General features: G+C 63.4%; 23 protein-coding genes. 12 read left to right on the plus strand and 11 right to left on the minus strand.

What is annotated here, in order from left to right; genetic code table 11:
- Positions 1-55: 55 nt before the first annotated feature.
- The gene (locus VGU65_RS12715) at positions 56-922 is read left to right on the plus strand and encodes a hypothetical protein (RefSeq protein WP_327476261.1); all 867 of its coding nucleotides are present in this window, start codon (positions 56-58) and stop codon (positions 920-922) included.
- Positions 923-1248: 326 nt separating this feature from the next.
- Here VGU65_RS12715 and VGU65_RS12720 read toward each other — a convergent pair whose 3' ends face one another.
- Positions 1249-2130, minus strand: a complete 882-nt coding sequence (locus tag VGU65_RS12720) for an ImmA/IrrE family metallo-endopeptidase (protein WP_327476263.1) — start codon at positions 2128-2130, stop codon at positions 1249-1251.
- 12 nt (positions 2131-2142) lie between these two features.
- On the minus strand, positions 2143-2511 hold the full coding sequence (locus tag VGU65_RS12725; RefSeq protein ID WP_327476265.1) for a helix-turn-helix domain-containing protein: 369 nt from the start codon (positions 2509-2511) through the stop codon (positions 2143-2145).
- A gap of 410 nt (positions 2512-2921) precedes the next feature.
- On the opposite strand from VGU65_RS12725, the gene VGU65_RS12730 reads away from it, so the two are divergent.
- Genes VGU65_RS12730 through VGU65_RS12740 form a run of 3 tightly spaced genes read left to right on the plus strand, consistent with a single transcriptional unit; the run spans position 2922 to position 5315 of the window.
- Positions 2922-3674, plus strand: coding sequence for a multiubiquitin domain-containing protein (locus VGU65_RS12730; RefSeq protein ID WP_327476267.1), 753 nt, complete (start codon positions 2922-2924; stop codon positions 3672-3674).
- Positions 3649-4845, plus strand: a complete 1197-nt coding sequence (locus VGU65_RS12735) for a ThiF family adenylyltransferase (RefSeq protein ID WP_327476269.1) — start codon at positions 3649-3651, stop codon at positions 4843-4845. Before VGU65_RS12730 ends, VGU65_RS12735 begins: the two co-directional genes overlap by 26 nt.
- Positions 4833-5315: a ubiquitination-like system serine protease family protein gene (locus VGU65_RS12740; RefSeq protein ID WP_327476271.1), complete on the plus strand. Its 483-nt coding sequence runs from the start codon at positions 4833-4835 to the stop codon at positions 5313-5315. Before VGU65_RS12735 ends, VGU65_RS12740 begins: the two co-directional genes overlap by 13 nt.
- 220 nt (positions 5316-5535) lie before the next feature.
- Here the strand turns inward: VGU65_RS12740 and VGU65_RS12745 are convergent, their stop codons facing one another.
- The 8 genes from VGU65_RS12745 to VGU65_RS12775 form a co-directional block, all read right to left on the minus strand.
- Positions 5536-5736 carry a hypothetical protein gene (locus VGU65_RS12745; RefSeq protein ID WP_327476273.1) on the minus strand — a complete coding sequence of 67 codons (201 nt, stop codon included), beginning with the start codon at positions 5734-5736 and terminating at the stop codon, positions 5536-5538.
- A gap of 160 nt (positions 5737-5896) precedes the next feature.
- The gene (locus tag VGU65_RS12750) at positions 5897-6310 is read right to left on the minus strand and encodes a CopG family ribbon-helix-helix protein (protein ID WP_327476275.1); all 414 of its coding nucleotides are present in this window, start codon (positions 6308-6310) and stop codon (positions 5897-5899) included.
- A gap of 287 nt (positions 6311-6597) precedes the next feature.
- Positions 6598-6861 (minus strand): pyocin activator PrtN family protein, encoded by a 264-nt coding sequence (locus tag VGU65_RS15675; protein ID WP_414655819.1) that lies wholly within the window; start codon positions 6859-6861, stop codon positions 6598-6600.
- Position 6862: 1 nt separating this feature from the next.
- Positions 6863-7684: a helix-turn-helix domain-containing protein gene (locus VGU65_RS12755; protein ID WP_327476277.1), complete on the minus strand. Its 822-nt coding sequence runs from the start codon at positions 7682-7684 to the stop codon at positions 6863-6865.
- A 769-nt stretch (positions 7685-8453) separates the two neighbouring features.
- A complete protein-coding gene (locus VGU65_RS12760; RefSeq protein ID WP_327476279.1) occupies positions 8454-9710 on the minus strand; it encodes a type II toxin-antitoxin system HipA family toxin in 1257 nt (418 codons plus the stop codon).
- Positions 9707-10132 (minus strand): type II toxin-antitoxin system RelB family anti-toxin, encoded by a 426-nt coding sequence (gene relB, locus VGU65_RS12765; protein WP_327476281.1) that lies wholly within the window; start codon positions 10130-10132, stop codon positions 9707-9709. Before relB ends, VGU65_RS12760 begins: the two co-directional genes overlap by 4 nt.
- Before the next feature lie 487 nt (positions 10133-10619).
- Positions 10620-10835 carry a TonB-dependent receptor gene (locus VGU65_RS12770; RefSeq protein WP_231322256.1) on the minus strand — a complete coding sequence of 72 codons (216 nt, stop codon included), beginning with the start codon at positions 10833-10835 and terminating at the stop codon, positions 10620-10622.
- 933 nt (positions 10836-11768) lie between these two features.
- Positions 11769-12995 (minus strand): DesA family fatty acid desaturase, encoded by a 1227-nt coding sequence (locus VGU65_RS12775; RefSeq protein WP_327476285.1) that lies wholly within the window; start codon positions 12993-12995, stop codon positions 11769-11771.
- Positions 12996-13239: 244 nt separating this feature from the next.
- On the opposite strand from VGU65_RS12775, the gene nhaA reads away from it, so the two are divergent.
- Together nhaA and VGU65_RS12785 are read left to right on the plus strand one after the other, a co-directional pair.
- Positions 13240-14574, plus strand: a complete 1335-nt coding sequence (gene nhaA / locus VGU65_RS12780) for a Na+/H+ antiporter NhaA (RefSeq protein WP_327476287.1) — start codon at positions 13240-13242, stop codon at positions 14572-14574.
- A 130-nt stretch (positions 14575-14704) separates the two neighbouring features.
- Entirely contained in the window at positions 14705-15841 is a 1137-nt protein-coding gene (locus VGU65_RS12785; protein WP_327476289.1) for an ATP-binding protein, read from the plus strand.
- A gap of 217 nt (positions 15842-16058) precedes the next feature.
- Here VGU65_RS12785 and VGU65_RS12790 read toward each other — a convergent pair whose 3' ends face one another.
- Positions 16059-16418 (minus strand): hypothetical protein, encoded by a 360-nt coding sequence (locus VGU65_RS12790; RefSeq protein ID WP_327476291.1) that lies wholly within the window; start codon positions 16416-16418, stop codon positions 16059-16061.
- 1073 nt (positions 16419-17491) lie between these two features.
- On the opposite strand from VGU65_RS12790, the gene VGU65_RS12795 reads away from it, so the two are divergent.
- From VGU65_RS12795 to VGU65_RS12820, 6 genes are all read left to right on the plus strand, one after another.
- Positions 17492-18115, plus strand: a complete 624-nt coding sequence (locus VGU65_RS12795; protein ID WP_327476293.1) for an XrtA/PEP-CTERM system exopolysaccharide export protein — start codon at positions 17492-17494, stop codon at positions 18113-18115.
- Positions 18116-18155: 40 nt separating this feature from the next.
- Positions 18156-19703, plus strand: coding sequence for an XrtA system polysaccharide chain length determinant (locus VGU65_RS12800; RefSeq protein WP_327476295.1), 1548 nt, complete (start codon positions 18156-18158; stop codon positions 19701-19703).
- Positions 19700-20488, plus strand: a complete 789-nt coding sequence (locus tag VGU65_RS12805) for a P-loop NTPase family protein (RefSeq protein WP_327476297.1) — start codon at positions 19700-19702, stop codon at positions 20486-20488. Before VGU65_RS12800 ends, VGU65_RS12805 begins: the two co-directional genes overlap by 4 nt.
- A 71-nt stretch (positions 20489-20559) precedes the next feature.
- The gene (locus tag VGU65_RS12810; RefSeq protein ID WP_327476298.1) at positions 20560-21867 is read left to right on the plus strand and encodes a hypothetical protein; all 1308 of its coding nucleotides are present in this window, start codon (positions 20560-20562) and stop codon (positions 21865-21867) included.
- Between the two features lie 41 nt (positions 21868-21908).
- Positions 21909-22628, plus strand: a complete 720-nt coding sequence (locus VGU65_RS12815) for an alpha/beta fold hydrolase (protein WP_327476300.1) — start codon at positions 21909-21911, stop codon at positions 22626-22628.
- Complete coding sequence (locus tag VGU65_RS12820) at positions 22625-23470, plus strand: alpha/beta fold hydrolase (protein WP_327476302.1); 846 nt, start codon at positions 22625-22627, stop codon at positions 23468-23470. The genes VGU65_RS12815 and VGU65_RS12820 overlap by 4 nt, the downstream gene beginning before the upstream one ends.

The following is a 23470-nucleotide window of genomic DNA, read 5'->3' on the forward strand; positions in this document are numbered from 1 at the left end:
ACGTGTTGACGATTTGGTATGGTGAGGCGCTGGTCACATTTACCAGCGACGAATCATGAACTACAAAAGAAATCACAGCCCTCACGAAAAGCCCGCCATCAAGTACGACCAGGGCCGCAAGGTGAGCAATCCCAATAGGATTACGACCAACCAACACGTGATACCGATTGCGCATCTCCGGGAATGGCTGGGCACGAATCAGCTGCTGAATGTCTTTGATCGCAAAGTTGGGGTATGGTCCACGCCCGACCTGGACAATGCCTTCACGGTCCAGCGTCTCTGGGACCAGCAGACGGAGGTGGACTTACTCGGTTCTAACGAACGCAATTACCAAAACCAGGTCGATCGGGTCGAGAAAGGGCTGCCGATCGAACAGCACGACCATATCTCCGCATACTTCGCCATGCTGATCGTGCGTCACTCAGTGGCCCAGCGGCCTCGGCCCGACGAGCCCTCGATCCTGGGGGGCATGTCCGAACCGCTCTCCCAAGAACGGCTCGAGGAGATCGAGTTGGAGAATCTCGGCTCGCGAGCGCCCTACGTGTCCGCGGGTGGCGTGGGTAGCCAAGGGATAGCGCGCACCATCGTCGCCATGGCTATGAACAGGGAGTTCTTCCAGCATGTGAGACGTTTCGCGGGCGTGCGGTGGACGCCGGTGGCGATGGGCGCAGATGATGCCATCCTGCCTGACTCGGTGGCGCGCCTGGAACGAAGGCGTGTAGTGCTGCTACCGATGTCGCCTAGAGTCGTATTGGTCGGATCGCGCGGCAACAGCCCGATCGCCGCGCTGAACCGGTACACCCCGGCGGACATTAACGCCATGCTCTGGCGCTCGGCCGAGAGGCGTTTTGTGGTGACAAAGCGCACGCGCGATGCTGCGCCGTCCTGGCTTCTGAGCCAGCCACCTCGGCGATTGCGCTGAAAAAATCAGCCAACTAGCGGCCTTACACACCTGGGGTTGGGGGCGCCTCGAGCTTCCTGTCCTGAAGTCTGGGATGGGTCCTGCTCGGCTCCGGCCTGGCGGGCTGGTTGGTGGCGGCGGCACTGGGAGGGCTTGGGTCGCCTGCGTAGCACGGCCGGACATACCTAGTGTCCGCTGTGGGTCGATCTCTGCCAGTCGCAGCTTGCCGAGTCGTCATTGAACCAGCAGTGGCTGCGATCCGCCAAAAGCAGCCATCTAGGCCAGGCCGCTGTCCGCAGAGTATTTACAACCGCCCCGATGTCCCTGACGTCTACGCCCGTGAGATCTCAGCGCTTCCGCGACTTCCACGTCAGTTCGCCCGTTAGCTCAGGCAACAATTCTTCGTGGTCACGATGCGCACCCGCCCACTGCGTCTGCGGCGGCGCCTCCAACTCCTCGAATGTGAGGAACGAATAAGTGCGTTTCTTTGGCGCGTAAAACGACGCTTCTTCGTAAACGCTAAAACGTGCAGCACTGTCGGCGTGACTCCAGACCGTGCCCTCCAACTCGGCCTTCGTTACGGCGCCATCGGCGCTGTCCTTACTCACCCTCTCGGCCGCCGATCCACGCGGGGCAGCGGTACCTCGGTTAATGTGAACACCCGCGGATCGAAGCGCATTCGAGGGAAAGGCAAGCGTGATCCGTCCATCCTGAGATACAACGAAAGCAAGGCATTCGGCGGAGGCTTTCACGAACTGAGAGGCAACACAGTGTTGGGACGCCTCGAAGCTGTTGGCGAGGTCCACAACCGTATCCACGCCGAACGATCGGTCTTCGGTGAGCGGCCTGATCAGGGCTAAAGGCACCAGGCATTCTGAAGCGAACACATCGCAAGCGACCTCCTCGGGCGGCCGCTTGGATTGGCCTTTGAACGCTTCATCGACCGGTGCATCGGCCTTGCCATGCACCGAGGGCAAGACCAGAACATGGTGAGCAATCTCATGGAGGATGGTGAAGCGCTGCCGCATGGGCGGCTCATTCTCATTCACCAAGATGATGCGCCGTCCACCTCGCAGCAGGGTGCTGCCCGCCTCCCCATCGGGGAGGTCCTTGAACTTGACTTCAAAGCCTTCGGCCGCAGCCAACGCCATGACATCCACCGGCGCCGAGGCGACGCCATGTTCCTGCAAAAAACGTCGCGCACGAAGAATTGCCGTGTTTTCGTCCATGAGCAGCGTGCCTTAAAGGTCTTGAATCATCCGGATGCGCTTCATCCAGGCTTCTTCCGTTGTCGGTCTTTCCCCTCGAAAGCTTAAACGGGCGACATCGTGCAGATCGCCCCACGGAATTGTGCGGTCCGCCATCATGATGCGATAGAGCGCGTCGTCCACCGGCTGCTCTGCCAGCAGTTCCAAGACCTGCTGTTCTCGCTCGTCCAGACGCAGCGCTGCGCCCAAACGCTGCCGCACTTCCGGCGATGGAGCCCCTCGATCCCCTTTCTCCAAGCGGTAAATGTAGGTGTGGTCCAACTCCTCCGCACGATCCTTGAGGGCGCGCAGGCTCAGTTCTTCTCGCTCGCGCATGGCTGCGAGGAAACCGGAAAGCTCCATAAATCTCCCAGTGTTGATTTTTTACGAAACGCAAGATAGTCTGTTGCCCAGACAGTCAACACCACAACATCTTGTGCCGCCCCGTAGGCGGCTTTTTAAAGGGTTCGGTGTTGCCTGGCCAAACAACGGCAATGTCGCCGTTTTTTAATAACCCGAGTGTTGCCTGGATTGGCAACAGGAGCAAGTCATGAGCACAAAGACGACCTTCAAACCCGGTCAGAAAGCGCCGACGTCCGGCCAATACGGAATCACTGGACCCCGCGGCGGGAAAGGCCCGGAGCGCACGGTAACCCGTGGTGAGCCGCTGCCACCAACGCGCACCCCTGGTTCGACCTACCGCCTCGTCGACGCGACCCGGCACAAACGCTAACCGCCACAGGGCGGCCCCTCCCCCAATCGAGAATACCCCGATGAATCAGCAGTTCGAAGACAACGTAGAAAACATCGCCCAGGCCGCCCGCGAAAGCCGGCCGGTCCGGGAACACGGCCCCTACGGCCTGCTGATCGGCAACGGCCAGCTGCATTACAGCAAGGTCATCATGGCTGACCCCGTTCCGACTGGTGAGCAGATCTTGGATGCCGCTGGCCTGCACCCAACTCGTGAGCACCTGCTGTTCCAGGTATCGACGAACGGGACCATCGATGAGGTACGGCCTGAGATCCTCGTGGATCTGCGCCAGCCGGGTCTGGAGAAGTTCCTTGCCTTTCGCGGTGATCGTATTTATCGCTTCACCTTGAACGATCGCTCGGTGGATTGGGGAAGTCAGTGGGTCACTGGTCGCGTTCTCAAGCTTCTGGCTGGCGTGAACCCGGAAGAGGTGGATGTCGTGCTGATCCATCCGCAGGGTCAAAATCGCGTGCTGGAAGACGACGACCGGGCGGACCTTGCAGAAGCCGGCGTTGAGCGGTTCGAGACGGTCCAGCTGAGCATCGAGATCTTCGTCAACACCGATCCGCGCACGGTCCATCAGCGGGTCATGGACTACTGGGGCATCGTCCGCCTCGAATACCCCCATGCCGATCCTAGCCGCGAGCTGGAGTCCTACACGGTTACTTATGCCAAGGGACCAAAGCAGAACCCGAGCGGCACCTTGGTCAAAGGCCAGTCCGTCCACCTCAAACAGGATATGGAATTCGATGTCTTCCTCACTGATCGCTCGTAGTCCCGACTTGCTTCAGCTGCGGAACGAAGGCTTTCACCTTGAGATCCAGGGTGGCTACGTGCTCGTCCACGACGTGCCCTATGTCACTCCGGATCGCAATGTGGAGCGTGGAACGCTGGCGTTTCGCCTCGACTTGGTTGCCGATGTCGCGGTCAAACCTCTGGAACACACGGCCTATTTCATCGGCAAGTGTCCCTGCGATGCGCAGGGACACCCCTTGTCCGCGATCATCAATAACAGCACGTCCGCAGTGGTGAATGGCATCACCGTGCACCACTACCTCTCGGCAAAACCGCGGACGGCCGACCATCTATATCGGTCGTATTACGAGAAGGTCACAAAGTATGTGGCGCAGTTGGAAGGGCACGCCCAGCACATCACGCCCGGCGTCAATGCACGTACGTTTCCCGTTATCGAAACCGACGCTGCCGAATCGGTGTTTGTCTACGAAGACACCGCATCCACCCGTGCCCACATCGGCGTGCCTACCAGCCGACTGAAAACGCAGCGCATCGCCATTGTTGGGTTAGGGGGCACAGGCGCCTATGTGCTCGACATGGTGGCCAAGACACCGGTCGCGACCATCCACCTATGGGACGGCGACGTGCTTCAGCAGCACAACGCGTTTCGCTATCCCGGAGCGGTGTCCTTGGAAACGCTCCGAGCAGCACCACCGAAGGTCAACTATTTGGCGACCTCGTATGCGGCAATGCGTCGGCACATCGTGCCCCACGCGGAGATGATCACGGCCGATAACGCCCACGCGCTCCGTGACTTCGACTATGTATTCTCCTGCGTGGACAAGGCGGAGGCGCGTCGCTCCATCCTCAACGCACTTGAAGGGTCTACCGCCACGCTCGTCGATGTGGGCATGGGAGTGCGCCTGAATGCTGCACAAGAGCTGCTCGGCCAGTGCCGCGTCACTGTTGTTGACTCGCGCCGCGACCCGGCAGCCATCGCCACGCTCCCACTTGCTGGCGAAGACGATCAGAACCTCTACGCCACCAACATCCAAGTTGCTGACCTCAATGCCCTGAATGCGTTTATGGCGGTGGAGAAGTGGAAAAAACGGTCGGGATTTTATGCGTCCCGCTCGTCCGGCCCCATGATGGTTTATTCGACCTCCAATAGCCTCATGGCCACCAGTGAGGAGGCCCCATGCCACGCCTGAGTCGCTTTGAGCATCGCTTCGTAGACAGCTTCCCGAAGCCCTTGGAAGCGGGTGTCCTCTACGTCTCGATGCGCTTCCGAACCGTGGCGCATTTATGCGCATGCGGCTGCGGAAATAAGGTCGTGACGCCTTTGTCACCTGCGGGCTGGTCGATGCGGTTCGACGGCGAGTCGGTCACTCTTGCGCCATCGGTGGGCAATGGTCGCATCCCGTGCCGGTCGCATTATTTCATCGAGAAAAACCAAGTCGTCTGGTCTTACGCGATGACGGATGACCTTACAGCAGAATCACAAGAGCGCGACGCCGCGGCCCGAGCACGTTATTACGGTATACAGCGCGGCGCGAACATTGTTCCGCGTACTGCGACCACGCCACGGCTCGCGCAGCCAGAAGCTACCTCGCTGCCCATACCTGCACCGCAACCTGGCCGCCTCACTTTGCGGGCTCGGATGCGAGCCTGGTTACGTTAGCCGGACAATAGTCACCGACTTATCGCCCTGTGCTTGTTCGTCGTGCACGTATCTCGGGGGGAGGGAGAAAATTTTCCCCGATAGCCAGTTGACGACAAGCGGAATCAATCTCGGCACCGAGACGGCCGCTTTGGGTATTAGATTCAACCGATCGACGAAGACCGATTGAGGGGAGACGGGCGTGTCTGCTGATCGAAATGCAGCTGCTACAGGTATCCCTTTACGGCCTCTCTTTAATCGAGCTGCCTGAGCAGCGCCGGGCAGTCCAAGCACGAAACTGCGGGTGCTCGTCCAAGAAGTACAGAACGATGCTTTCGACGATGTCGCTGACAGGCGCCTGCAACCCTTCCTCTTCTTTTAGATAAGTGCAATACAAATCCAAGGCTTGGCCGACCTTGGCGTCATTCAAATGCAATTTCATTCCCGCTCCAAGTACACGACCAGTCGCTAACCGAGGGTCCCCATCTGTCCATACAGCGATTCCTAGGGCAATCGCCGGCAGCCCTTGGGGCTCAATTGGTAGCGGGTTTCAGCTGCCCCGCCCCAAGCACCCCATTTTTGCGGACTCCGCAAAAATGGGGTCACTCCGCAACCGACCAGAGCGCCGCGAGCCCTTCGCCATTCTGCAGCGCGGAAGGTATGTCGCGCATGAGCTTGTGGTACCTCTCGCTTGCGGTTGCCGCCTGCGCATCGATGGCTTCCGAAGGAACCGGCGGCGTGTGTACGAGGTAGGAACGCACGAACCTGTCGAAGAATGCCATCAGCACGTGCACGTCATTGCGTACGAGGCTGATCTCCTTCCTAGTGCGGCTCAACGACCCGGCGATTCGCGCCTCAAGGTGATCTTGCTCGTCCCTCCGCCGCTCTTCCTGTAGCCAGTCGCGCACGGCTTCGCGCACCGCGGCAGCACGCGTACCGCCACGTTCCACCAACAGGGCTTCTAGCTTCTGCAACATGCCGTCGTCGAGACGAACGCTGATTTGGGAGGTCGCCATAGCGGGATTCACCTGAGATTCGATGGTTGTATTTTTGGGATTCGTTGCATCTGAGCGACACCAACGGCTGCGCGACTGATCGCGCGAAAGTGAATCCCACTCCTTTATGTTCCACTACCTGAGCATCCGGGTTGCCGCTACGGAATCGCCTGTGAGTTTTTTGCGGACTCCGCAAAAAACTCCTGGCAATGGATAGGCTGCGCTCCCGTCGGGCAAGCGCCGAATGGGAACCCGCAGCAAGCAGCCGCTGAAAAAAACATCGTGCTTCACGGGCGACGACTCCGGCATCAAAGTGGACCGCCGGCCGCATTGATGCGGCGCCAGTCCGCTGCGGCTTGGGCCTTGCGCTCATCCAGGTATGCCGCAAGGCGCGTGGCATCCACCAGCCAAGGCGATTTCTGGCTCCCGACTCGAAATGCCGGCACTGGCAGTGAGGCACGTCCAGCTCGCTTTGCCGCCTCTTCAGGAGTCATCCCGAAGAGCTGAGCGCAGCGGCCCAAGGGGATCTGAGCAGTTCCGTACTCAGCCATCAAAAGAAAGAGCGTATTCACACTACAAACCCCGCTTTTTCAGTTCCTTGACCGCTTTGGCACGTGCAGCATCGCTGCGCCGCTTCCTCTCGGGATCGTTTTCTTCCGCAAGACGAATTGCTTTCAACTGCTCCCTTCTCTTTTCTTCAAGGCTTCGCTTTTGGGCGGCAGTCCTCTTCGCCGCCACCTCCAGGCCAAGGTGAGGAGAAAACGTACCGGCCGCAGCTCTCTCTCGCAGACTCTTCGCGAGCGCGAGAGGGCACGAACGCAGCCTGCCTTTCGCGACCATCCCTTCCACCTCGTCCGCAATGGCCTGTCCGAGAAGCTTGCCGCATGGCGCCAAGAGATCTTTCATGGCGATCGAGAGAAGCGGGTCTAGCGACTCCGGCAAGACCAATCCCCCGTCTTCATTTCCCGGTTGTGGTGGTGGTGAAGATGATGGTTGTTGTGGTGGTTCTAGGGGTGCCATAGCGCTGACGTCCCCTCCCTGACATCGCGTAGACGCCCCGTCAGTGACATCCTCGACATGGTCCGGGTGGCAGGCACTTGGGGAGGGTGACAATTTGTCGGGGTAGACCCGCAGGCTTAGCTGATAGCCATTCGAGGTCTGGCGGCCGCTTTCCGGCCGGAACCGGCGCGTGACTTTTAGCAAGCCCAAATCCTCAAAGGTTCTGAGCGTCCGCTGCACGGTGCGCTCGGATACGTTGCACCGCTTGGCTACGTTCTTGACGCGTGGCCAGCAGTAGCCTTCCTCATCAGCGTTGTCCGCAAGGGACATGAGAACCAGCTTTGGTGCCGGCGGCAGAAACTGGCCCCATGCCCAATTGGTGGCGACGACGCTCATGCCCGCCCCCGATCAACTATCTCAGCCACTTGGTCAGCACGGAAGTACACGCGCCGACCAAGCTTTACGCGAGCAGCCAAGAGCTGCTTGGAGAACTCCGAGTCCTGTCTCGACATCGAGTAACGCAGTCCGGTGATGCTCCGCTTAAGCAGCTCAGCGAGCTGCGGGTATGTCATCAGCTCACCAAACCGAGCAACCAACCTTTCACTAGTTTCCATGGCTCACCATTTACCCAACAAGGCCTAAGTTGGACGCAGATTGCCAAAGAAAAAAGGCGCCCCGCAAGGGGGCGCCATTCTAGTCCGATATACATATATCACTCTGATTTCTATATATCCACGTCGAGGGCCAATTTGTTACTGAGATTATTGGCTAACTGATTGATTTATAGATGTTTGTATTCTCATTAAATGGGAATTAAACGTAGGCAACAATAAAATATTGAGGCATTAACTTCGCCTGATTATCTACTTCTATAAAGATCAGGCGCTCCTCCGTCTTATCTTGATCTACGACATAGCCAATAGCCGCACACTCGACCACAGCTCGCCCCAAGCCAATGGAGGTCGTGAGAGCGCATCCACTCCAGTGCAACCCACTGGCAGCGAACGATTTAAGCGCGCTGATAAGTTCCCGGTCGCCCTGGGATGGACGCTGGCCCTGACCGCCAGTTCGTACCTAAGACCTGCTCCCCGTATGTGTTCGAGAAAGCTACCGGTACGAGAACCCGTGCCCCAACGGCCACAGTTCCACATCCGCCACGCTCGGCTCACCGGTCCGGGTCGATGACAGCCTGCATCAGCGCAGTCTCGCTCAGGGGCGCACCCAGAGCGCGCGCGCGCTTCTCCCAGCCGCGCACTGCTGCGCGCACATGCTCGGCCACCGCGCCTACGGCCTTCTTGGAAAGGCGGTAGTAGTCGGCCGTGGCCAGCAGCAGGCTCGAATCTGGTGACGGGTCCCGGTCGTCGATCGCCAGCACGTGATGATCTTTGTCAGGGTTCGGGTTGACATCGAATGCCGGCGACAGTTGCCAACCATCGCCCGCCCGCATGAACCCATGATTGCGCAGATGATCGTCGCGGTTGCCGATCAGAATGTTGAAGAGGACTCGCCGGAACAGCTGTTCAAGGTCCCGCCCAATCTGCGTGGAGGTGCCGCCGGTCTCAATGACCTGCACGAGATCTAAATAGCTGTGGCCCTCGCTCTCGGTGACGTCCAGCTGGGTCATGGCCGACGAGAACATGCGGCGCGAGCTCGGAGTGCGATCGAAGCGCCGCACTGCGTAGGTGTGACCACGGTCCGAGAACTGCATCAGCCGTGCCTCGGGCATGTCGATGCCCGCATCGAGTGAGAGCTGGTAGGTCAGAAACTCCCACAATCCCACGTCGAAGCGGTCATCGTTGGACGGGAACTTGGCGAGCCACAGCTGTCCAGCTTTGTCACGGAAACTGGCTTTTGGTCGGGCGCCGCCAAGTGAAGCGCCGGGCGCCACGATCTGCTTGATCCAGCGGACCATCTCGTCGGAGAGGTCGGCATCGCCGCGCTCCACTTGCGCGGCGATGCCTTCGAGCTGGCGCAGCTCGGTGATCGGTGGGGCGCTGAGCGTGCGGTCGTCCACGTAGCGCGCGGACTCTGGATCTACCAGACGCAGCGCTCCCATGCGGGACTCGTCATTGACGCCTACCAGGTATTCCCACGCGCGCAGGTTGCGCGGCTTACGCCCCTCTTCGCGCGCCTCGATCGTCTCGCGGCGGTCCATCAGGCGCTTGCCCCAGCGATCGGGGGAGCAATCCTGAAAAGCACCCGACAGTTCGTTGGCGCCAGCCCTCGCATACTGCTGACCAGCGCCGAAGTACAGCTCGTGATCCAGCGGGAACCCCGCTACCGGCCCGCCGCCGGCCAGCCAGCTGGGGGCGTACTCGAAGCTGATCGTCTCCCCCGTCCTACTTACCGTCTTCGACAGGTGACCGACAAAGGCCGAGCCGCCGAGAAACTCGTCGTCGATCCAGACTTCCAGACGGTTCACAGCTTGGGCTTCCGCGGTCGTGGTGGCTTCGGCGGCGCTGGTGGTGTGGGGAGCAAGGTAGGCGCAGGCGGCGTTTGGGCAATGGGCGTCGGCCGCGGCGTTGGGGTGGTCCGCGTGCGGGGCGGGGCATTGGTGCGCCGGAGTGCGTTGTCCTGCAGCTCGCGACCGAGGGTGTCCTGCGCGGCAATCAGGTCGATGTCGCCGGCCAGACCGAGCACCGTCAGCGCTCGCAAAACGGTTGCCAGACTGGTCGACGGGTCGCCGTTCTCAAGCTTGGCGATGGTCGGGACGCTGACCCCCACGCGCTCCGCCATCACCTCCTGGGTCATCGAGCGGCGCATCCGGGCTGCGCGCAGGCGCTGGCTCAGCGCCTCGATCTGGCGCTGTACGCGGGGATGAGTTGGGGGAATTCGTTTCGCCATCCCAAATTAAATTACAGTTTTCGGCCGGAAACGCAAGTTAATTTTGGATTTCACGGCCTAAACGGTTCAGCTCGGGGGCTCTACCGCGCCCGGCCGCTGGGCGACGCACCTCTGCTCGATGCGGATTGGGTGGAAAACGACGTTCCGTAGCGGCGCCCCGGACAAGAGAATCGACTTGACTTCCGCTATCGGCCAAGAGCGGACCCGTTGCGCGTCCGCTTGAGTGAGCGGCTCAGCTCGCCTAGGTGACCAAACTGGACTGCTCCGGGCGGGCAGCGTTGGCGATTGCATCGTGGCTACGGCGAGAGGCGTACGTTACCGACCAGAAGCGAGCACCGGCCGTGCGTGCAGCCTCGGGCGATCGAGCTTCAATTGAAACGACCGGTGGGCTCCTGCATGGTGCTCCCGATCGTAGAGGTTACAGCAGGTCGGCCACTCTCTGAGGCGCAGGCCTCATCTGAGCCACTTCGGAAGCGCCTGATTCAGCTCAATTGAACCAGGCTTCCTCGATGTCGTCTTTCACGACGTCATCAACCTCTTCAGTGGGTATGCTGCGGAGTCCGTTGATGCGGCCGTGGCGCATACCGAAGAAGACGCCGTTGCGCCGAAACGTGGCGGCCCAGGTGATCCGATCCGGGCTTGCATTGGCATAGATGCCTTCGTACGTATAGCCGTTAACGGTTTTGCCGGATAAGTTCACCATGAAAGCCTGCCTCTGGAGTGGTGTTCGCGCCCCTCGTTGCATCTGGAGCCGTGGAGGATGTCCAGGCCGGATGCCATCGTGTCCTGGGCGGGGCAATGGCTAACCTTCGTCTTGCTGGGACCGTGTAGGCGCATCATCGTCCATACGATCGAACTCTTTTGCGTGGCGATCTAATTCAGCTTGCTCGGTGCGGATGTTTCCACGCGCGGGTAGAAGGTGGGCGCAATGGGATGAGCCCATCGCCACCCGGCCGATCCATGATTCCGTAGCAGCCAGTGATCGCGCTCCATTTCCGCCTTTGGAGGAGCAAAGCTGAGCGTATGCGGAAAGAAGTACAGTGAGTTGGTTTGATTGAGGGCGTACATGGCGACTTCCTCTATTCGACAATCTGGGCGAGGCGTTGCAGGAGAGCGACCTGCCGTTGGCGTGCGTCCATCCTCGTCATTGCTTGTCTGCCATCAAGTCCGCAACTCCGAACATGCTCTCGGTGCTGCTGTTCCGGCCTGAGATGCCGCTGGGCATTCGGGAGGCGGGCCGCGATTCTCGTATCCCGTGCACGCCGCCTCACTATCGTGGACCTCGGTCTGCTCGTGGTTGCCGTTCCCGGTGGCCACAAGGGATGAGCAGAACGAACCAAAGTAGGTCGGCTTGGACACGGCTGAGACTTTAGGAGGGATCAAGCCAGATGCCTGGCTGCCCCGTTCTCGCACGCCGCCGCGTCGTTCATCCACGATCCGCATCGCCCGATGACGGCGGCTGATTCGGTCGCGCACGGCGGGCGCTGGCACCAGGCCGATCTTTTGGCAAAGCTGGAGAAGAAACCTGCCGATCGAAGCATGGGCGTCGGCCAACGGGACTTGGTGGCTTTGCATGATGCGGCCCTCTGGCCGCGGCGCACGTAGCGCCAGGACACCCACAGTGCTCCTGTCGATGTTACGGTTTTGGTTGCATCAGGCTGGGCCTCGTTGGGCGCTCGGCCCTTACCTCCACTACGCGGCAGCCCTTCAGTCGCTCGGCGAATTCGACCAGTACGCGGATGCCGCTGCTTTCCGCGTCGGTGCACCAGCGCCGCAGATCCTGCGCCAACGGCGAAATGTCGCGCCGATTGCGCGCAGTCATGTCAGCCAATCGGTCGCGAAAATCGCACACCTCGGTCAGGTATCGCCGCGCATGTACCAGCGCCGCAAGTTCGGAGCGGGTCGAGGGGTCCAGCCAGCGCCCTCCATTGGCCAGCGCCCGTCGAAGCCGACGCACGCTGCGAGCGCCGAAGCGCTGTTGCGCAAGAATCGGTGCGATCACGCTGGACGCGTAGTCATGCAGGATCCGCCCGTGCTGCACGCGCAACGCTCGTATCGTTTCCACGTCGGGTTCCTGGATGTGCGCGCGGTACCCGAGGGCGGGCGCAACCCGCCGCACCTTTGCCAGGCCAAACCAGCGCAGAAGACAGATCACCAGCCAGCCTCCATCGAATTCGAACCGGTGCTGCGAGAACTTGGCTGAAGCGGGAAACGCGTGATGGTTGTTGTGCAACTCCTCTCCGCCGACCAGCAGTCCCCACGGCACGAGGTTTGCGGACGTATCGGAGGTTTCGAAGTTGCGGTAGCCGCACCAATGCCCGAGGCCGTTGATCACCCCGGCCGCCCAGAATGGGATCCACACCATCTGCAATGCCCACAGCGCTACGCCGACCACGCCGAACAGAGCGATGCTGACCGCTGCCAGCAGGGTCGGCCCCAGCCACGACCAGGGTTCATAAAGGTGGCATTCGATCCAGTCCGTCGGTGTGCCGGCTCCGAAGGTCGCCAGATCGTCCTTATTTGCTGCCGCCCTCTTGTACAGGTCGACCCCTCTCCATAACACGGTACCGATGCCAAAGACCTGCGGGCTATGCGGATCCTCGACGGTCTCGCAGCGAGCATGATGCTTGCGATGCACGGCAACCCATTGCCGCGTCACCATGCCGGTGGTCAACCAGCACCAGAAGCGGAAAAGGTGTGCGATCACGGGATGGAACTGCACGCCACGATGGGCCTGGCTGCGGTGCAGATAGAGTGTCACCGCGACGATGGTCCCCTGTGTGGTGGCAAGGAAGTAGAGGACCCACGCACTCCACGACGCCCCCGTCAGTCCGCGTGACGCCAAGGAAAGGAGATCCGACATCGTGCTCACCCCAGCGGGATCATGCTAAAGCCGCTCCATATGTAGCGCGCGATGGCGAAGGCCGAGGCCAAGGACGCGTGAACTGGTTTTCCCTCGGCATCCACCTATGCCGTTCCAACATGACGAAGGACGCGACCGCGCAGGCAACCGCCAGCTTCCGCCCCGGCAGGTGAAGCCAGACCACGAAATGCACTGCGGCCGGCGACTTTGATGGACAGGTGAAATACCGAAAGGCATCAAATCCATGCAGGATGAGCGCTTGCCGCGCGCACCGATCCGATTGCCAGGCGAGCTGATCGACTGGCTGACTCGCCCGTTCCTGCGCTTCATGCGCATCGAGGCCGGCGCCGGCGCGATGCTGCTGCTGGCCGCCATGGCCGCATTGGTGCTGTCGAACTCGCCGTTGGCGCAATCCTTCGACAGGTTTTGGGCCACGCCCATGGGCGTGCGGCTGGGGCCCATCGAGCTGGTCCGCTCGTTCAAAGGATGGATCAACGATGCGCTGATGACCCTGTTCTTCTTCCTCGTCGCGCTGGAACTGAAACGCGAGCTGGTGCTTGGCGAGCTGCGCAAGCCGCGAGTGGCTGCGCTGTCGATCGCGGGCGCGTTGGGCGGCATGCTGGTGCCCGCGAGCCTCTACCTGCTGCTTCTGTCGGGCCGTCCCAGCGCGGCAGGCTGGGGCACCGTCATGGCCACCGACACTGCCTTCGTGAGCGGCTGCCTGGCGTTGCTCGGCACGCGCATCCCCAAGCGGTTGCGGGTCTTCATGCTTTCGCTCGCCATCGTCGACGACATCGGGGCAGTGCTCGTGGTCGCGATCGGCTATAGCCACGCGATCAACTGGCAGGCGCTCGCGCTGGCGGCGCTGGGTCTGGTCGCGATACGCGCGTTGGCTTGGGCGGGATTGCGAAGCCTTCCACTCTACTTCGCAATCGGCGCCGCGGTCTGGGTCGCGGTGGACGCATCCGGCGTGCATGCAACGATCACCGGGGTCATCCTCGGCCTGATGACCCCGGCCCGGCCCTGGGTCAGCGCCGATCGCCTGTACGCCATATTGCGCCAAGTGGTTGCGCACCCTGCCGCGGACCGCGGCAGCGGCCCGACGCGCGACCGCCAGACCGTGTTGCTGGCCGAGATCGCCGCGCGCGAAACTCTCTCCCCCGTCGAAAGGCTCGAGCTCGGCCTGCACCCTTGGGTGGCGTTCGTGATCATGCCGCTGTTCGCCCTCGCCAACGCCGGGCTTGTGCTCTCACGGCAGCATCTCGGGGGGCCGATCACCTGGGCGGTGTTCGCCGGATTCGCATTGGGCAAGCCGGTGGGGGTATTCACATTCAGCTGGATTGCGGTGCGCCTGGGCATCGCCACACGCCCGCCGGACCTCGACTGGCGCATGCTGGCAGGCGGCGGCCTGCTCGCGGGCATCGGGTTCACCATGGCCATGTTCATCGCCAACCTGGCCTTTCGGGAAAGCGAGCTTGCCAGCGCCAAGCTGGGGATATTCCTGGCATCGGGATGTGCCGGACTCGCGGGACTGGCGGTGCTGTGGAGGTCAAAAAAGCCACCAGCAAGGGCCAACTAGCCGCGCGAAAGGCCCGTGGCGCTAAGCTGGCGGTCGTCGATCCTCGGCAAGCGCAGCCTTGTTCGAAGGACTGGACAGCACGGCGGAGTCCGCTCGGGGCCCGCTCCCCTCACGCTGCGAGGGCACTCTTTTGAAACTTTCGACTTTCATCCGGTACCACATCGAATCCATCCTTGCGCAATGGGACGCTTTCGCGCGAGAGAACACTCCGCAGCCGGGGCTGCTTTCGAATGAAGCACTTCGCGACCATGCACGCCAGATGCTTGCAGCGATTGCCGACGACATGGAGACCGAGCAGACCGACCCCGAGCAACGGCGCAAGTCCCAAGGGCACGGGCCAAAGGTGGAGAGCGAAGAAAGTGCCGCGGCCGAACACGGCAAGAGCCGGCATCTGCACAAATACACGCTGTTGCAGCTGAGTGCGGAATTCCGCTCCCTCAGGGCCGCCGTCCTGCGACTGTGGGAGCCCTACATGGAGCATGCCGATGTCGACGCACTGCATGAGGTGATCCGCTTCAATGAGGGAATCGATCAGGCACTGGCCGAATCGATCAAGGGGTGGACGAGGCACACAGGGGACACGCGGAACCTGTTCCTGGCCGTGCTCGGTCACGATTTGCGCTCCCCGCTGGCGAGCATCGCTCTCGCCGGGGAGATGCTGGCGGAGCCATCGCTGTCAACTGAGGATATCGGCGCGTTGGCATCCACCGTGACCCGTGCGAGTCGGATCATGTCCCACATGATCAACGACCTGATGGGCTATGCCAGTAACCAACTCGGAGGGGGCATACCCCAGCACCCCGAGCCTTGCGATTTGCTGGAACCGCTCAACGACGCGATCGCCGATGCCACCGCCACCTATCCAGGTGCACGCTTCGAACTGCACGCGCCTGCCAGGCTAAACGGCCATTACGATAGGGGTCGCCTGTACCAGATGTTCCTCAACCTGCTGGTCAACGCCGCGCGCCACGGTGCAGAAGGATGCCCGGTTGTTGTCGAGGCTGGCGGCCGATCTACCGGGTACGTGGTGAGCGTTACCAACAAGGGCGAACCGATACCCGCAGCGGCGCTGGAGTCCATCTTTCAGCCGCTGGTCCAATTGACCGAGGAAGACCACGTCACGCGCCCACCGACTAGCCTGGGCCTGGGCCTTTTCATTGCACGCAAGATCGCCGAAGGGCACGGCGGCGGCATCCAGGTGACGTCGAATCACTCCGACGGCACCCGGTTCACCGTCGCGCTGCCTAATAAGGCATCGAAAGCATGACCCCGCTAACTCGCCTGCTAATGTTCCCTTGCGCAGCGCAAGAACTTAAGTGGCTGCAGGCTCGTTGAGATCACTCTAGGTTCCAACGGTCTCGAACAGCATCGCGCCGACGTACTCAATGGCGAGGCTGCAAGCCGGTAGATGCGCGCCGTTGCAGCATCCTTGCGTATTCATCGCCCACTGACATGGACCCAGGCGCGCGAGGGACGGCTCGTGGTCAAGTCGCTCCTGAACTTGCCCGGGCGTACCGAAGTGCGTCGCTCAAGTTGTCGTAGCGGTATTCGCCGTAGCAGAATTTCGCCGCGTCGATGCGGGTCACGCCCAACGCGTCCATCTCCTCTTGTTCCTCAGTCGAGGCTGCTTGCCCTTGTGCGCCCGTGCGTTCTCCGGGCACGTCCAAGCTACTCAATTTGCTTAGGACAGCGCAGTACAATTCAACGGCCTGGTCGGCCGCCATTGCCACGTTATCGGCGGTTTGGAGCGTAAAACCCTGACCAATCAGTGCCGCTGCCATCGTTGCAGCGATCTGCTTGTCTGAAGGGTCGCCGTCGTTTTTGCGGCACCATTCGTTAGCCATTGCGTTCACCAGGTAGTCGATGCGTCACTGAAGCCAGGCGATTTGGGGGCACCTCGATCCGCGGTTGCGCCAGTCCGCTCCCATCCGTCGACAGCGACTGGCCGATTCTGGTTCATCCGTCAGAGGCTGTACCTCAAGTCGCCGAAGCGGCCTGGATCCGAGATGCCGGTCGAGATGGCGGTAGCTTGCCCTTCAAGCCGATGACAGGCGGCCATCTCGGCGTTCAGAGATCGCCTAGAGGTCGCGAGGCCGTCCGTTCACGAGCGCAGCGAACCGATCTGGGATCTCAATCTCAGTAACTCGGGCAACGCAGCTACCGCCCATTGGCACTGGACAAGCGAACTCACGCTTGCTTGCCTTCCTTCCGCGTTTTGAAGCCCGCGCAATTCACAGGTCCGCGGGAATGTCAGAAGGGACGGTGCGCTGTCGCATGTGACAGCTCGGTGAGCTGCTATCGCGGTTTGCTGTTTGCATTGCGTGCAACCGCCCGCCCGACTTGGCTATGGCATTAGCCTACCTGGATGACGAGGCGCCATTGGCGTTCTCCCTTTGAGCCGGCATCGACCTCAAGCTTCCATATTCTGTCGAGAAGCCGAAAACGGTGGAGAGGGATGCGATCGTCCGCTTCGGGTCGGAAGCCGCCGCCGTAGCGGCGAGCTGGCGGTGCGGCGTTTGCCTCAGCGTGAGGCGGGCATCTGCAGGTGCGATAGCTTCGACGCACCATTCCCATAAGCATTAGTGCAACACAGGTGCTACACGACCAAAAGTTCCGCCAGCAAAGCCTTTTCACGCCGACTTGTTTAGGCTCTATCGGTCCAGTCCATCATCGGGGCGACGCAGAGGCGGAAGTCGGCTGGGGCAAGGGGCGCGCTCATGCTCCTATTGTACGGGGACGGCCTCGCGGCACCTGCCTTGCGACTGCATGGCCGCGGACGAGCCAGGCCAATCGCCCGGTTGCTCAGCTGATCCTGCCACGCTGCCCGCGGCGCCAGATCCGCCTTCTCTACCGGGTTCAACAGGTGTATTTACCTTGTGCTAACGTCTAGCACACAGTTTCGGGGGAATGGACGACCATGAAGCACCTGGGGCGATTCGCAGCGCTGCTGCTTTTTCTTATACTGACCGGTTGCGCCTCGACCGCTGGGTCGACACAGGCGCCCAAGCTCGACGCGCAGGCCATGGCCGTCAGCACCTACCGCATCGGGGTGGACGACCAGTTGCAGGTGTCGGTCTGGCACAACCCCGACCTCAGCGTTGCCGTGCCGGTGCGCCCGGATGGCCGCATCACGGTGCCGTTGATCGGGGACGTGCAGGCAGGCGGCCAGACGCCCGAGGAAGTGGCCGCAACCATCCGCGACAAGCTCAAGGCCTACGTGCGCGACCCGCAGGTCGCGGTGATCCTGACCCAGCTGCGCAGCCACGAATACCTGTCGCGCGTACGCGTGACCGGCGCCGTGCGCACTCCGGTTTCGCTGCCGTACCGGCAGGGCATGACCGTGCTGGACGTAGTGCTGGCCGCCGGCGGGATCACCGAGTTCGCCTCGCCCGACCGCACCGAGCTCTATCGCCATGCCGGCGAGGGCGCCAGCCAGTCCTACGCGGTCCAGCTGGCCAAGATCCTCGAACGCGGCGAGATGGCCACCAACTATCCGCTGCAGCCGGGCGATGTGATCACGGTACCGCAGCGCGCGTTCTAAGGACGCGCGAGGGGGGACCTCAGGGAGGAGTGGCGAGGCCATGAACGAACAACCAACCTCGATCCAGGCGTTGCTGCCGGTACTGGCGGAGGAAGGCCGCCGGCGCCGTATCGCGCTCGGGCTGGCCTTCGCGGCGATCGCGCTGGCCGCGCTGGTGGCCGGTGTGCTGTGGCCCAAGAAGTACGAAGCCTCCACCACCATCCTGGTGCAGGAGAGCAACATCATCGCGCCGCTGATGCAGGGCGCCGCCACGCCCACCGCCAACGCGAACCGCGCCGGCATCGCCCGCGCGGTGATCCTGAGCCGCAAAGTGATGGACCAGGTGCTGGTCGGCGGCGGCTGGATGGCCAGCCACCCGACCCCGGTGCAGGTGGACAACATCATCCACGGCATCAAGGCACGCACCAGCGTGCAGTTCTCGCGCGACAACCTGCTGACCATCAGCTACTACGACTCCGATCCTGAGCGCACCTACGAGGTCACGCGCCTGTTCGGGCAACTGTTCATCAGCGAAAGCCTGGCCTCCAAGCAGCGCGAGAGCCGCGAGGCATTCGAATTCATCGACAACCAGGTCGAGGCCTACAGGCTCAAGCTCACCAGCGCCGAGGAAAAGCTCAAGGCCTACCGCGAGAACAACGCCGACGCGCGTCCCGGCAGCGATGCCGCAACCGCCGCGCGCGTCAACGAGTTGCGCTCGCAGGTGGAAAACGCGCGCATGGACCTGATGGAGAAGCGCTCGCAGGAGGCCTCCCTGGTGGCGCAGCTGTCCGGCGAATCGGAAGTGAATTCGGTGCAGACCACCGAGGGCTTCTACCGCACGCAGCTGGCCGACCTGCAGGCGCAGTTGGACAAGCTGCTGCTCACCTACACCGACGACTACCCCGACGTGGTGCGCGTGCGCCACCAGATGCAGGACCTGCAGCAACAGATGGCGCAGGCCTCTCGGCGCAAGGCGTCGCCGGTGCCCACCGGCGCGCCCTCGCTGGACGCAAACGTGCAGTTCAACCCGCTCTACCAGCAACTCAAGAGCAACCTGTCGGCCCTGCGCGGCGACATCGCCGCCACCACCGCACGCATGAATGCCAGCCAGGCCATGCTGGAGCAGGAACTGGAGCGCAGCCGCCGCATCGCCGGCTCGGAAAACGCCACCGCCGAGCTGACCCGGGACTACGACGTCAACCGCGACGTCTACCAGGATCTGCTCAAGCGTCGCGAGAACGCGCGCGTGTCGATGAACCTGGATGCCAAGCAGCAGGGGCTGACCTTCATCGTGCAGAACCCGGCGATCATGCCGCTGACGCCTACCGGCCTGCGCTTCATGCACTTCGGGCTGGCGGGCATCGCACTGGGCCTGGCGTTGCCGCTGGGCTTGCTGTTCGGCATCGCCCGGTTCGACCCGCGGGTCCGCTCGGCCGAGCAACTCGAACGGCTCACCGGTCTGCCCACGCTGGCCACGGTGCCCTACTACGCCACGCTGCAGGACCGGCGCCGCCAGCGCCTGGGCAGCCTCGCGCTGCTGGTCATTCTGGCAGTGGTCGGCGCGGCGTATCTGGTCGTCTTCGTGCTCAAGCTCAAGGGGGCGGCATGAAACCGTCGGACGAATCGCTGCTGCCCGATCCCGTGCGGGCGGACGACCTGGATATGGGCGAGCCGGACGGCGAGGCCGGCCTGCCGCGGACGATGCCGGGCGCGACCATTGCCCGGATGGCCGAGAGCCGTGCGCTGGCGCCACAGCAGCTCGAACAGCGCCGGCTGATCCATCGCGAGGCTGCAGGCCGCGCGCAGTCGGACACCTTCCGTGAGATCCGTACCCGCCTGCTGGGCCTGGCCGGCGACCGCAACTTCAGCACGCTGGTGGTCGCCGTCAGCCCGCGCTCGGGCGCCAGCTTCGTAGCGCGCAACCTGGCCGCGGCCTTCGCCTTCGACGAGGCCAGGACCAGCCTGCTGATCGACTGCAACCTGCGCTATCCCGAGCAGCACCGCGCGCTGGGCGTCGACCCGGCCGACGGTGGCCTGATCGATTACCTGGAACACCCCGGACAGGGCATCCGCTCGAAGATCTACGCCACCGGCGTGCCACGCCTGCGGCTGATCCCGGTGGGCGGGGCGCGCGAGAACAGTGGCGAATACTTCTCCTCCTTCCGCATGCGGGCCTTGCTCGAATCGCTGCGCACCCGCTATCCGGACCGTTACCTGTTCCTCGATGGCCCCGCCATCAAGGGTTCGCCGGATGCGCGGATCCTGTCCGACCTGGCCGACTTCGTGGTGGTGGTAGCCGGCTACGGCCGCGACACGCCCGCCGCGATCAGCCAGGCAGCGGCCCATTTCGAGCCGGAGAAGCTGGCCGGCGTGGTGTTCAACCAGGCGCCCTGAGGCCCACGGCGGCAAGCCAGGCAGCTTGGCCGGATGCTTCCCCGCCGCACGATCCACAGCAGGAGGCACGCATGCTCCCATCCAAACGGCTCGCCGGTGCCGTCACGCTGGCCCTGACGCTTGCAGCGGGTCCGGCCGTGGCAGGCCAGTTCGACTACTCGCTCTATGCAGGCGTCGAGCACAGCGACAACATCAACCTGAGCGCCACCGCGCCGGTCAGCCAGTCGGTGCTGGTTCCGGGCCTCGGCTTCGGCTACGTGGAACAGGGCGCCACCCTGCAGGCGCACGTGACGGGCGGCGCGGAGTACCGCGACTACCTCGGTGGCGCCTATGCCAACCAGAAGTTCGGCGAGCTGGCTGGCGTGGCGGACTGGACGATCCTGCCCGAGCGGCTGGACTTCGTCGCACAGGACTACGCCAGCGTGCAACCGCTGTCCACGCTCTCCAGCGACGCGCCGGGCAACCAGCAGCAGACCAACGTACTGACCCTGGGGCCCACCCTGCACTTCGATCTCGGCCGCGCAGTACGTGGCCAGGCCGAGCTGCACTACATCGGCAGCCACGCCTCGCGCGCCACCCAGTTCAACTCCTCGCGCGGCGAGGGCGCGCTGCGGTTGGCGCGTGACATCTCGCCGATCAGCGAGCTGTCGCTCAACCTCGAAAGCGAGCAGGTGGCTTTCGACGAGCCGAGCGAGATCGACTACCGCCGCGACCGGCTGTTTTTCCGCTACGCGCACAAGCTGGCGCACATGGACATGGACGTGGCCGCGGGCTGGTCGCACGTGCGCTTCGACGACGGCCGCACCACCTCCGACCCGCTGGTGCGCGCCAGCGCCAACTGGCAGGCCACTGCCCGCAACACGCTCGGGGTTTCCTATACGCGCGACTATTCCGATGCGGCGCAGGAGCTCCTGGCCATGGCGGACCCGGTGCAGGGCGGCGTCCGCCCCAGCGCACCGGCGAGCATCCAGACCGGCGGCGCGGTGATCGCCTCGGCGGCGTACCTGGAGCGGCGCGTGCGCGGCTACTACGGCTTCGGTGGCGAGCGCCTGACGGCGAGCCTGTCGCCGTGGTACCGCAAGCTGCACTACATCGAAGGCGTCAATCCCGACCAGACCGGCCGCGGCGGAGACGCCGGCCTGAACTATCGCGTGCGCGAGCGGCTGACGCTCTGGGCGTTCGCCAACGTCGAGCGGATCAACTACCAGGTGCTGGCGCGGCGCGACACCACGCGCAACCTCGGCATCGGCCTGCGCCAGGCCTACAACAGCCACTGGAGCTGGCGCCTGTCGCTGGTGGACCGGCGCCGTACCAGCACTGCCCCGGGCGGCCGCTACCACGCGAAGGAAGCCTATTTCGGGATCGTCTACCAGCGATGAGTCCGGCGGAGCCTTGCCAGTTCGGCCGCGACAGAGCGCTGATGGGCATGTACCACGGCGTTGCCGGCCATGCCCCGGTGGGCATGCTGCTGTGCCCGCCGGTGGGTCAGGCGCTGGTGCGTACCCACCGGGTCTACCGCCAGCTGGCTGCCGGAATGGCTGCGCGGGGGATTCCCGCATTGCGCTTCGACTACCGCGGCAGCGGCGACTCGGCCGGCGACTCCGTGGCGCTGGACTGGCAGCAGTGCCTGGACGACATCCGCAGCGCGGCCGCCGAACTGCGCGTGCGCAGCGGTTGCGCGATGGTGGTGGGCTTCGGCGCGCAGCTGGGCGGCGCCCTCGCGCTGGCGGCGGCGCCGGCAGCGGGCCTGGCGCAGTTGATCCTGTGGGATCCGGTGCTCGATGGCGCGCGCCATGCGACCACGCTCGACCGGCTGCAGGAGGAGCTGCGCACCGATCCGATGCGTTTCACCCGGCCGCGGGCGCCACAGGACGCGGCCGGACAATGGCTGGGCTTTGCGGTCAGCCCGGACTGGCGTGCCCAGGTGGCCGCCTGGCAGGCGCAACCGGTGCGGGTGCCGACGCTGGTGATCGACTCGCTGCCCGCGCCCGCGAGCTGGTCGACGCTGGCCGCAGCCGGCGCCCGCGTGGTCGCCATGCAGCCGGCCACGCAGTGGGACGACCTGCACCGGCTGGAGCACGCGATCCTCGCACCCGAGCTGCTGCAGCTGGTGGGCCAGGCCCTGGAGCAGCCCGCATGATGAGCGAGCGCGCCCTCCGCTTCGGCCGCGCCCAGCACCTGGTCGGCGTGGCTGGCCTGCCGTCCGCCACGCGCGGCACGGTAGGGGTGATCGTGCTCAACGCCGGGCTGATCCATCGCATCGGCCCGTTCCGCCTGCACGTGGAGCTGACCCGCCGGCTCAATGCGCACGGCTACCCTACCCTGCGTTTGGACCTGTCCACGCTGGGCGACAGCGGCGCCAGCGCGGACGCCGGCTCGCGCGAGCAGCAGGTGCGCGCGGACGTGGCCGATGCCATGGCGTTGCTCCGGCACGAGGCCGGCTGCGGGCGCTTCGTGCTGGTCGGCCTGTGCCGCGGCGCGCAGAACGCGCACATTGCCGCCTGCACCGAGCCAGGTATCGCTGGTGCGGTCTTCCTGGACGGCTACATCTACCGCACGGCAGGCTTCCGGCTGCGTCACTACCTGCCGCGTCTGCTCAGCCCCGCGCGCTGGCGCGGCTTCCTCGCGCGCAAGCTGCGCCAGGCGATCGAGCCGGAGGAGGTTTCCTTCGGCAGCGACTATCCGCCCCGCGAACAGGTACGCGGCGAGCTGGCCGCCATGCTGGCGCGCGGGCTCAGGTTCTATTTCCTCTACAGCGGCGGCATCGACGAGCAGTTCAACCACCCGCGCCAGTTCCGCGAGTGCTACGGCCGCTCCGTCGCCTTCCACCCTTCGGTGCGCGTGGACCTGCTCGAAGGCACCGATCACACCTATTCCCTGCTGTGCGACCGCCAGCGCATGTTCGATCACATCGAAGGCTGGCTGCTGGAGCACTTCCCCGTGTCGACGGCGCCCGCGGCGGAACCCGCACTGCAGGCCTAG

It is taken from the genome of Frateuria sp. (genome assembly GCF_035943815.1).
In the GTDB taxonomy this organism is placed as follows: domain Bacteria; phylum Pseudomonadota; class Gammaproteobacteria; order Xanthomonadales; family Rhodanobacteraceae; genus Frateuria_A.

Bases quoted from the DNA above. Each gene is read 5' to 3' on its own strand.
- VGU65_RS12805 (WP_327476297.1), top strand. From the start codon at position 19,700: ATGAAACCGTCGGACGAATCGCTGCTGCCCGATCCCGTGCGGGCGGAC.
- relB (WP_327476281.1), bottom strand. From the start codon at position 10,132: ATGGCGAAACGAATTCCCCCAACTCATCCCCGCGTACAGCGCCAGATC.
- VGU65_RS12735 (WP_327476269.1), top strand. From the start codon at position 3,649: ATGTCTTCCTCACTGATCGCTCGTAGTCCCGACTTGCTTCAGCTGCGG.
- VGU65_RS12715 (WP_327476261.1), top strand. From the start codon at position 56: ATGAACTACAAAAGAAATCACAGCCCTCACGAAAAGCCCGCCATCAAG.
- VGU65_RS12750 (WP_327476275.1), bottom strand. From the start codon at position 6,310: ATGGCGACCTCCCAAATCAGCGTTCGTCTCGACGACGGCATGTTGCAG.
- VGU65_RS12820 (WP_327476302.1), top strand. From the start codon at position 22,625: ATGATGAGCGAGCGCGCCCTCCGCTTCGGCCGCGCCCAGCACCTGGTC.
- VGU65_RS12815 (WP_327476300.1), top strand. From the start codon at position 21,909: ATGGGCATGTACCACGGCGTTGCCGGCCATGCCCCGGTGGGCATGCTG.
- VGU65_RS12725 (WP_327476265.1), bottom strand. From the start codon at position 2,511: ATGGAGCTTTCCGGTTTCCTCGCAGCCATGCGCGAGCGAGAAGAACTG.
- VGU65_RS12720 (WP_327476263.1), bottom strand. From the start codon at position 2,130: ATGGACGAAAACACGGCAATTCTTCGTGCGCGACGTTTTTTGCAGGAA.
- VGU65_RS12790 (WP_327476291.1), bottom strand. From the start codon at position 16,418: ATGGCTAACGAATGGTGCCGCAAAAACGACGGCGACCCTTCAGACAAG.
- VGU65_RS12730 (WP_327476267.1), top strand. From the start codon at position 2,922: ATGAATCAGCAGTTCGAAGACAACGTAGAAAACATCGCCCAGGCCGCC.
- VGU65_RS12740 (WP_327476271.1), top strand. From the start codon at position 4,833: ATGCCACGCCTGAGTCGCTTTGAGCATCGCTTCGTAGACAGCTTCCCG.
- VGU65_RS12795 (WP_327476293.1), top strand. From the start codon at position 17,492: ATGAAGCACCTGGGGCGATTCGCAGCGCTGCTGCTTTTTCTTATACTG.
- VGU65_RS12810 (WP_327476298.1), top strand. From the start codon at position 20,560: ATGCTCCCATCCAAACGGCTCGCCGGTGCCGTCACGCTGGCCCTGACG.
- VGU65_RS12800 (WP_327476295.1), top strand. From the start codon at position 18,156: ATGAACGAACAACCAACCTCGATCCAGGCGTTGCTGCCGGTACTGGCG.
- VGU65_RS12745 (WP_327476273.1), bottom strand. From the start codon at position 5,736: ATGAAATTGCATTTGAATGACGCCAAGGTCGGCCAAGCCTTGGATTTG.
- VGU65_RS12770 (WP_231322256.1), bottom strand. From the start codon at position 10,835: ATGGTGAACTTATCCGGCAAAACCGTTAACGGCTATACGTACGAAGGC.
- VGU65_RS12775 (WP_327476285.1), bottom strand. From the start codon at position 12,995: ATGTCGGATCTCCTTTCCTTGGCGTCACGCGGACTGACGGGGGCGTCG.
- VGU65_RS12755 (WP_327476277.1), bottom strand. From the start codon at position 7,684: ATGAGCGTCGTCGCCACCAATTGGGCATGGGGCCAGTTTCTGCCGCCG.
- nhaA (WP_327476287.1), top strand. From the start codon at position 13,240: ATGCAGGATGAGCGCTTGCCGCGCGCACCGATCCGATTGCCAGGCGAG.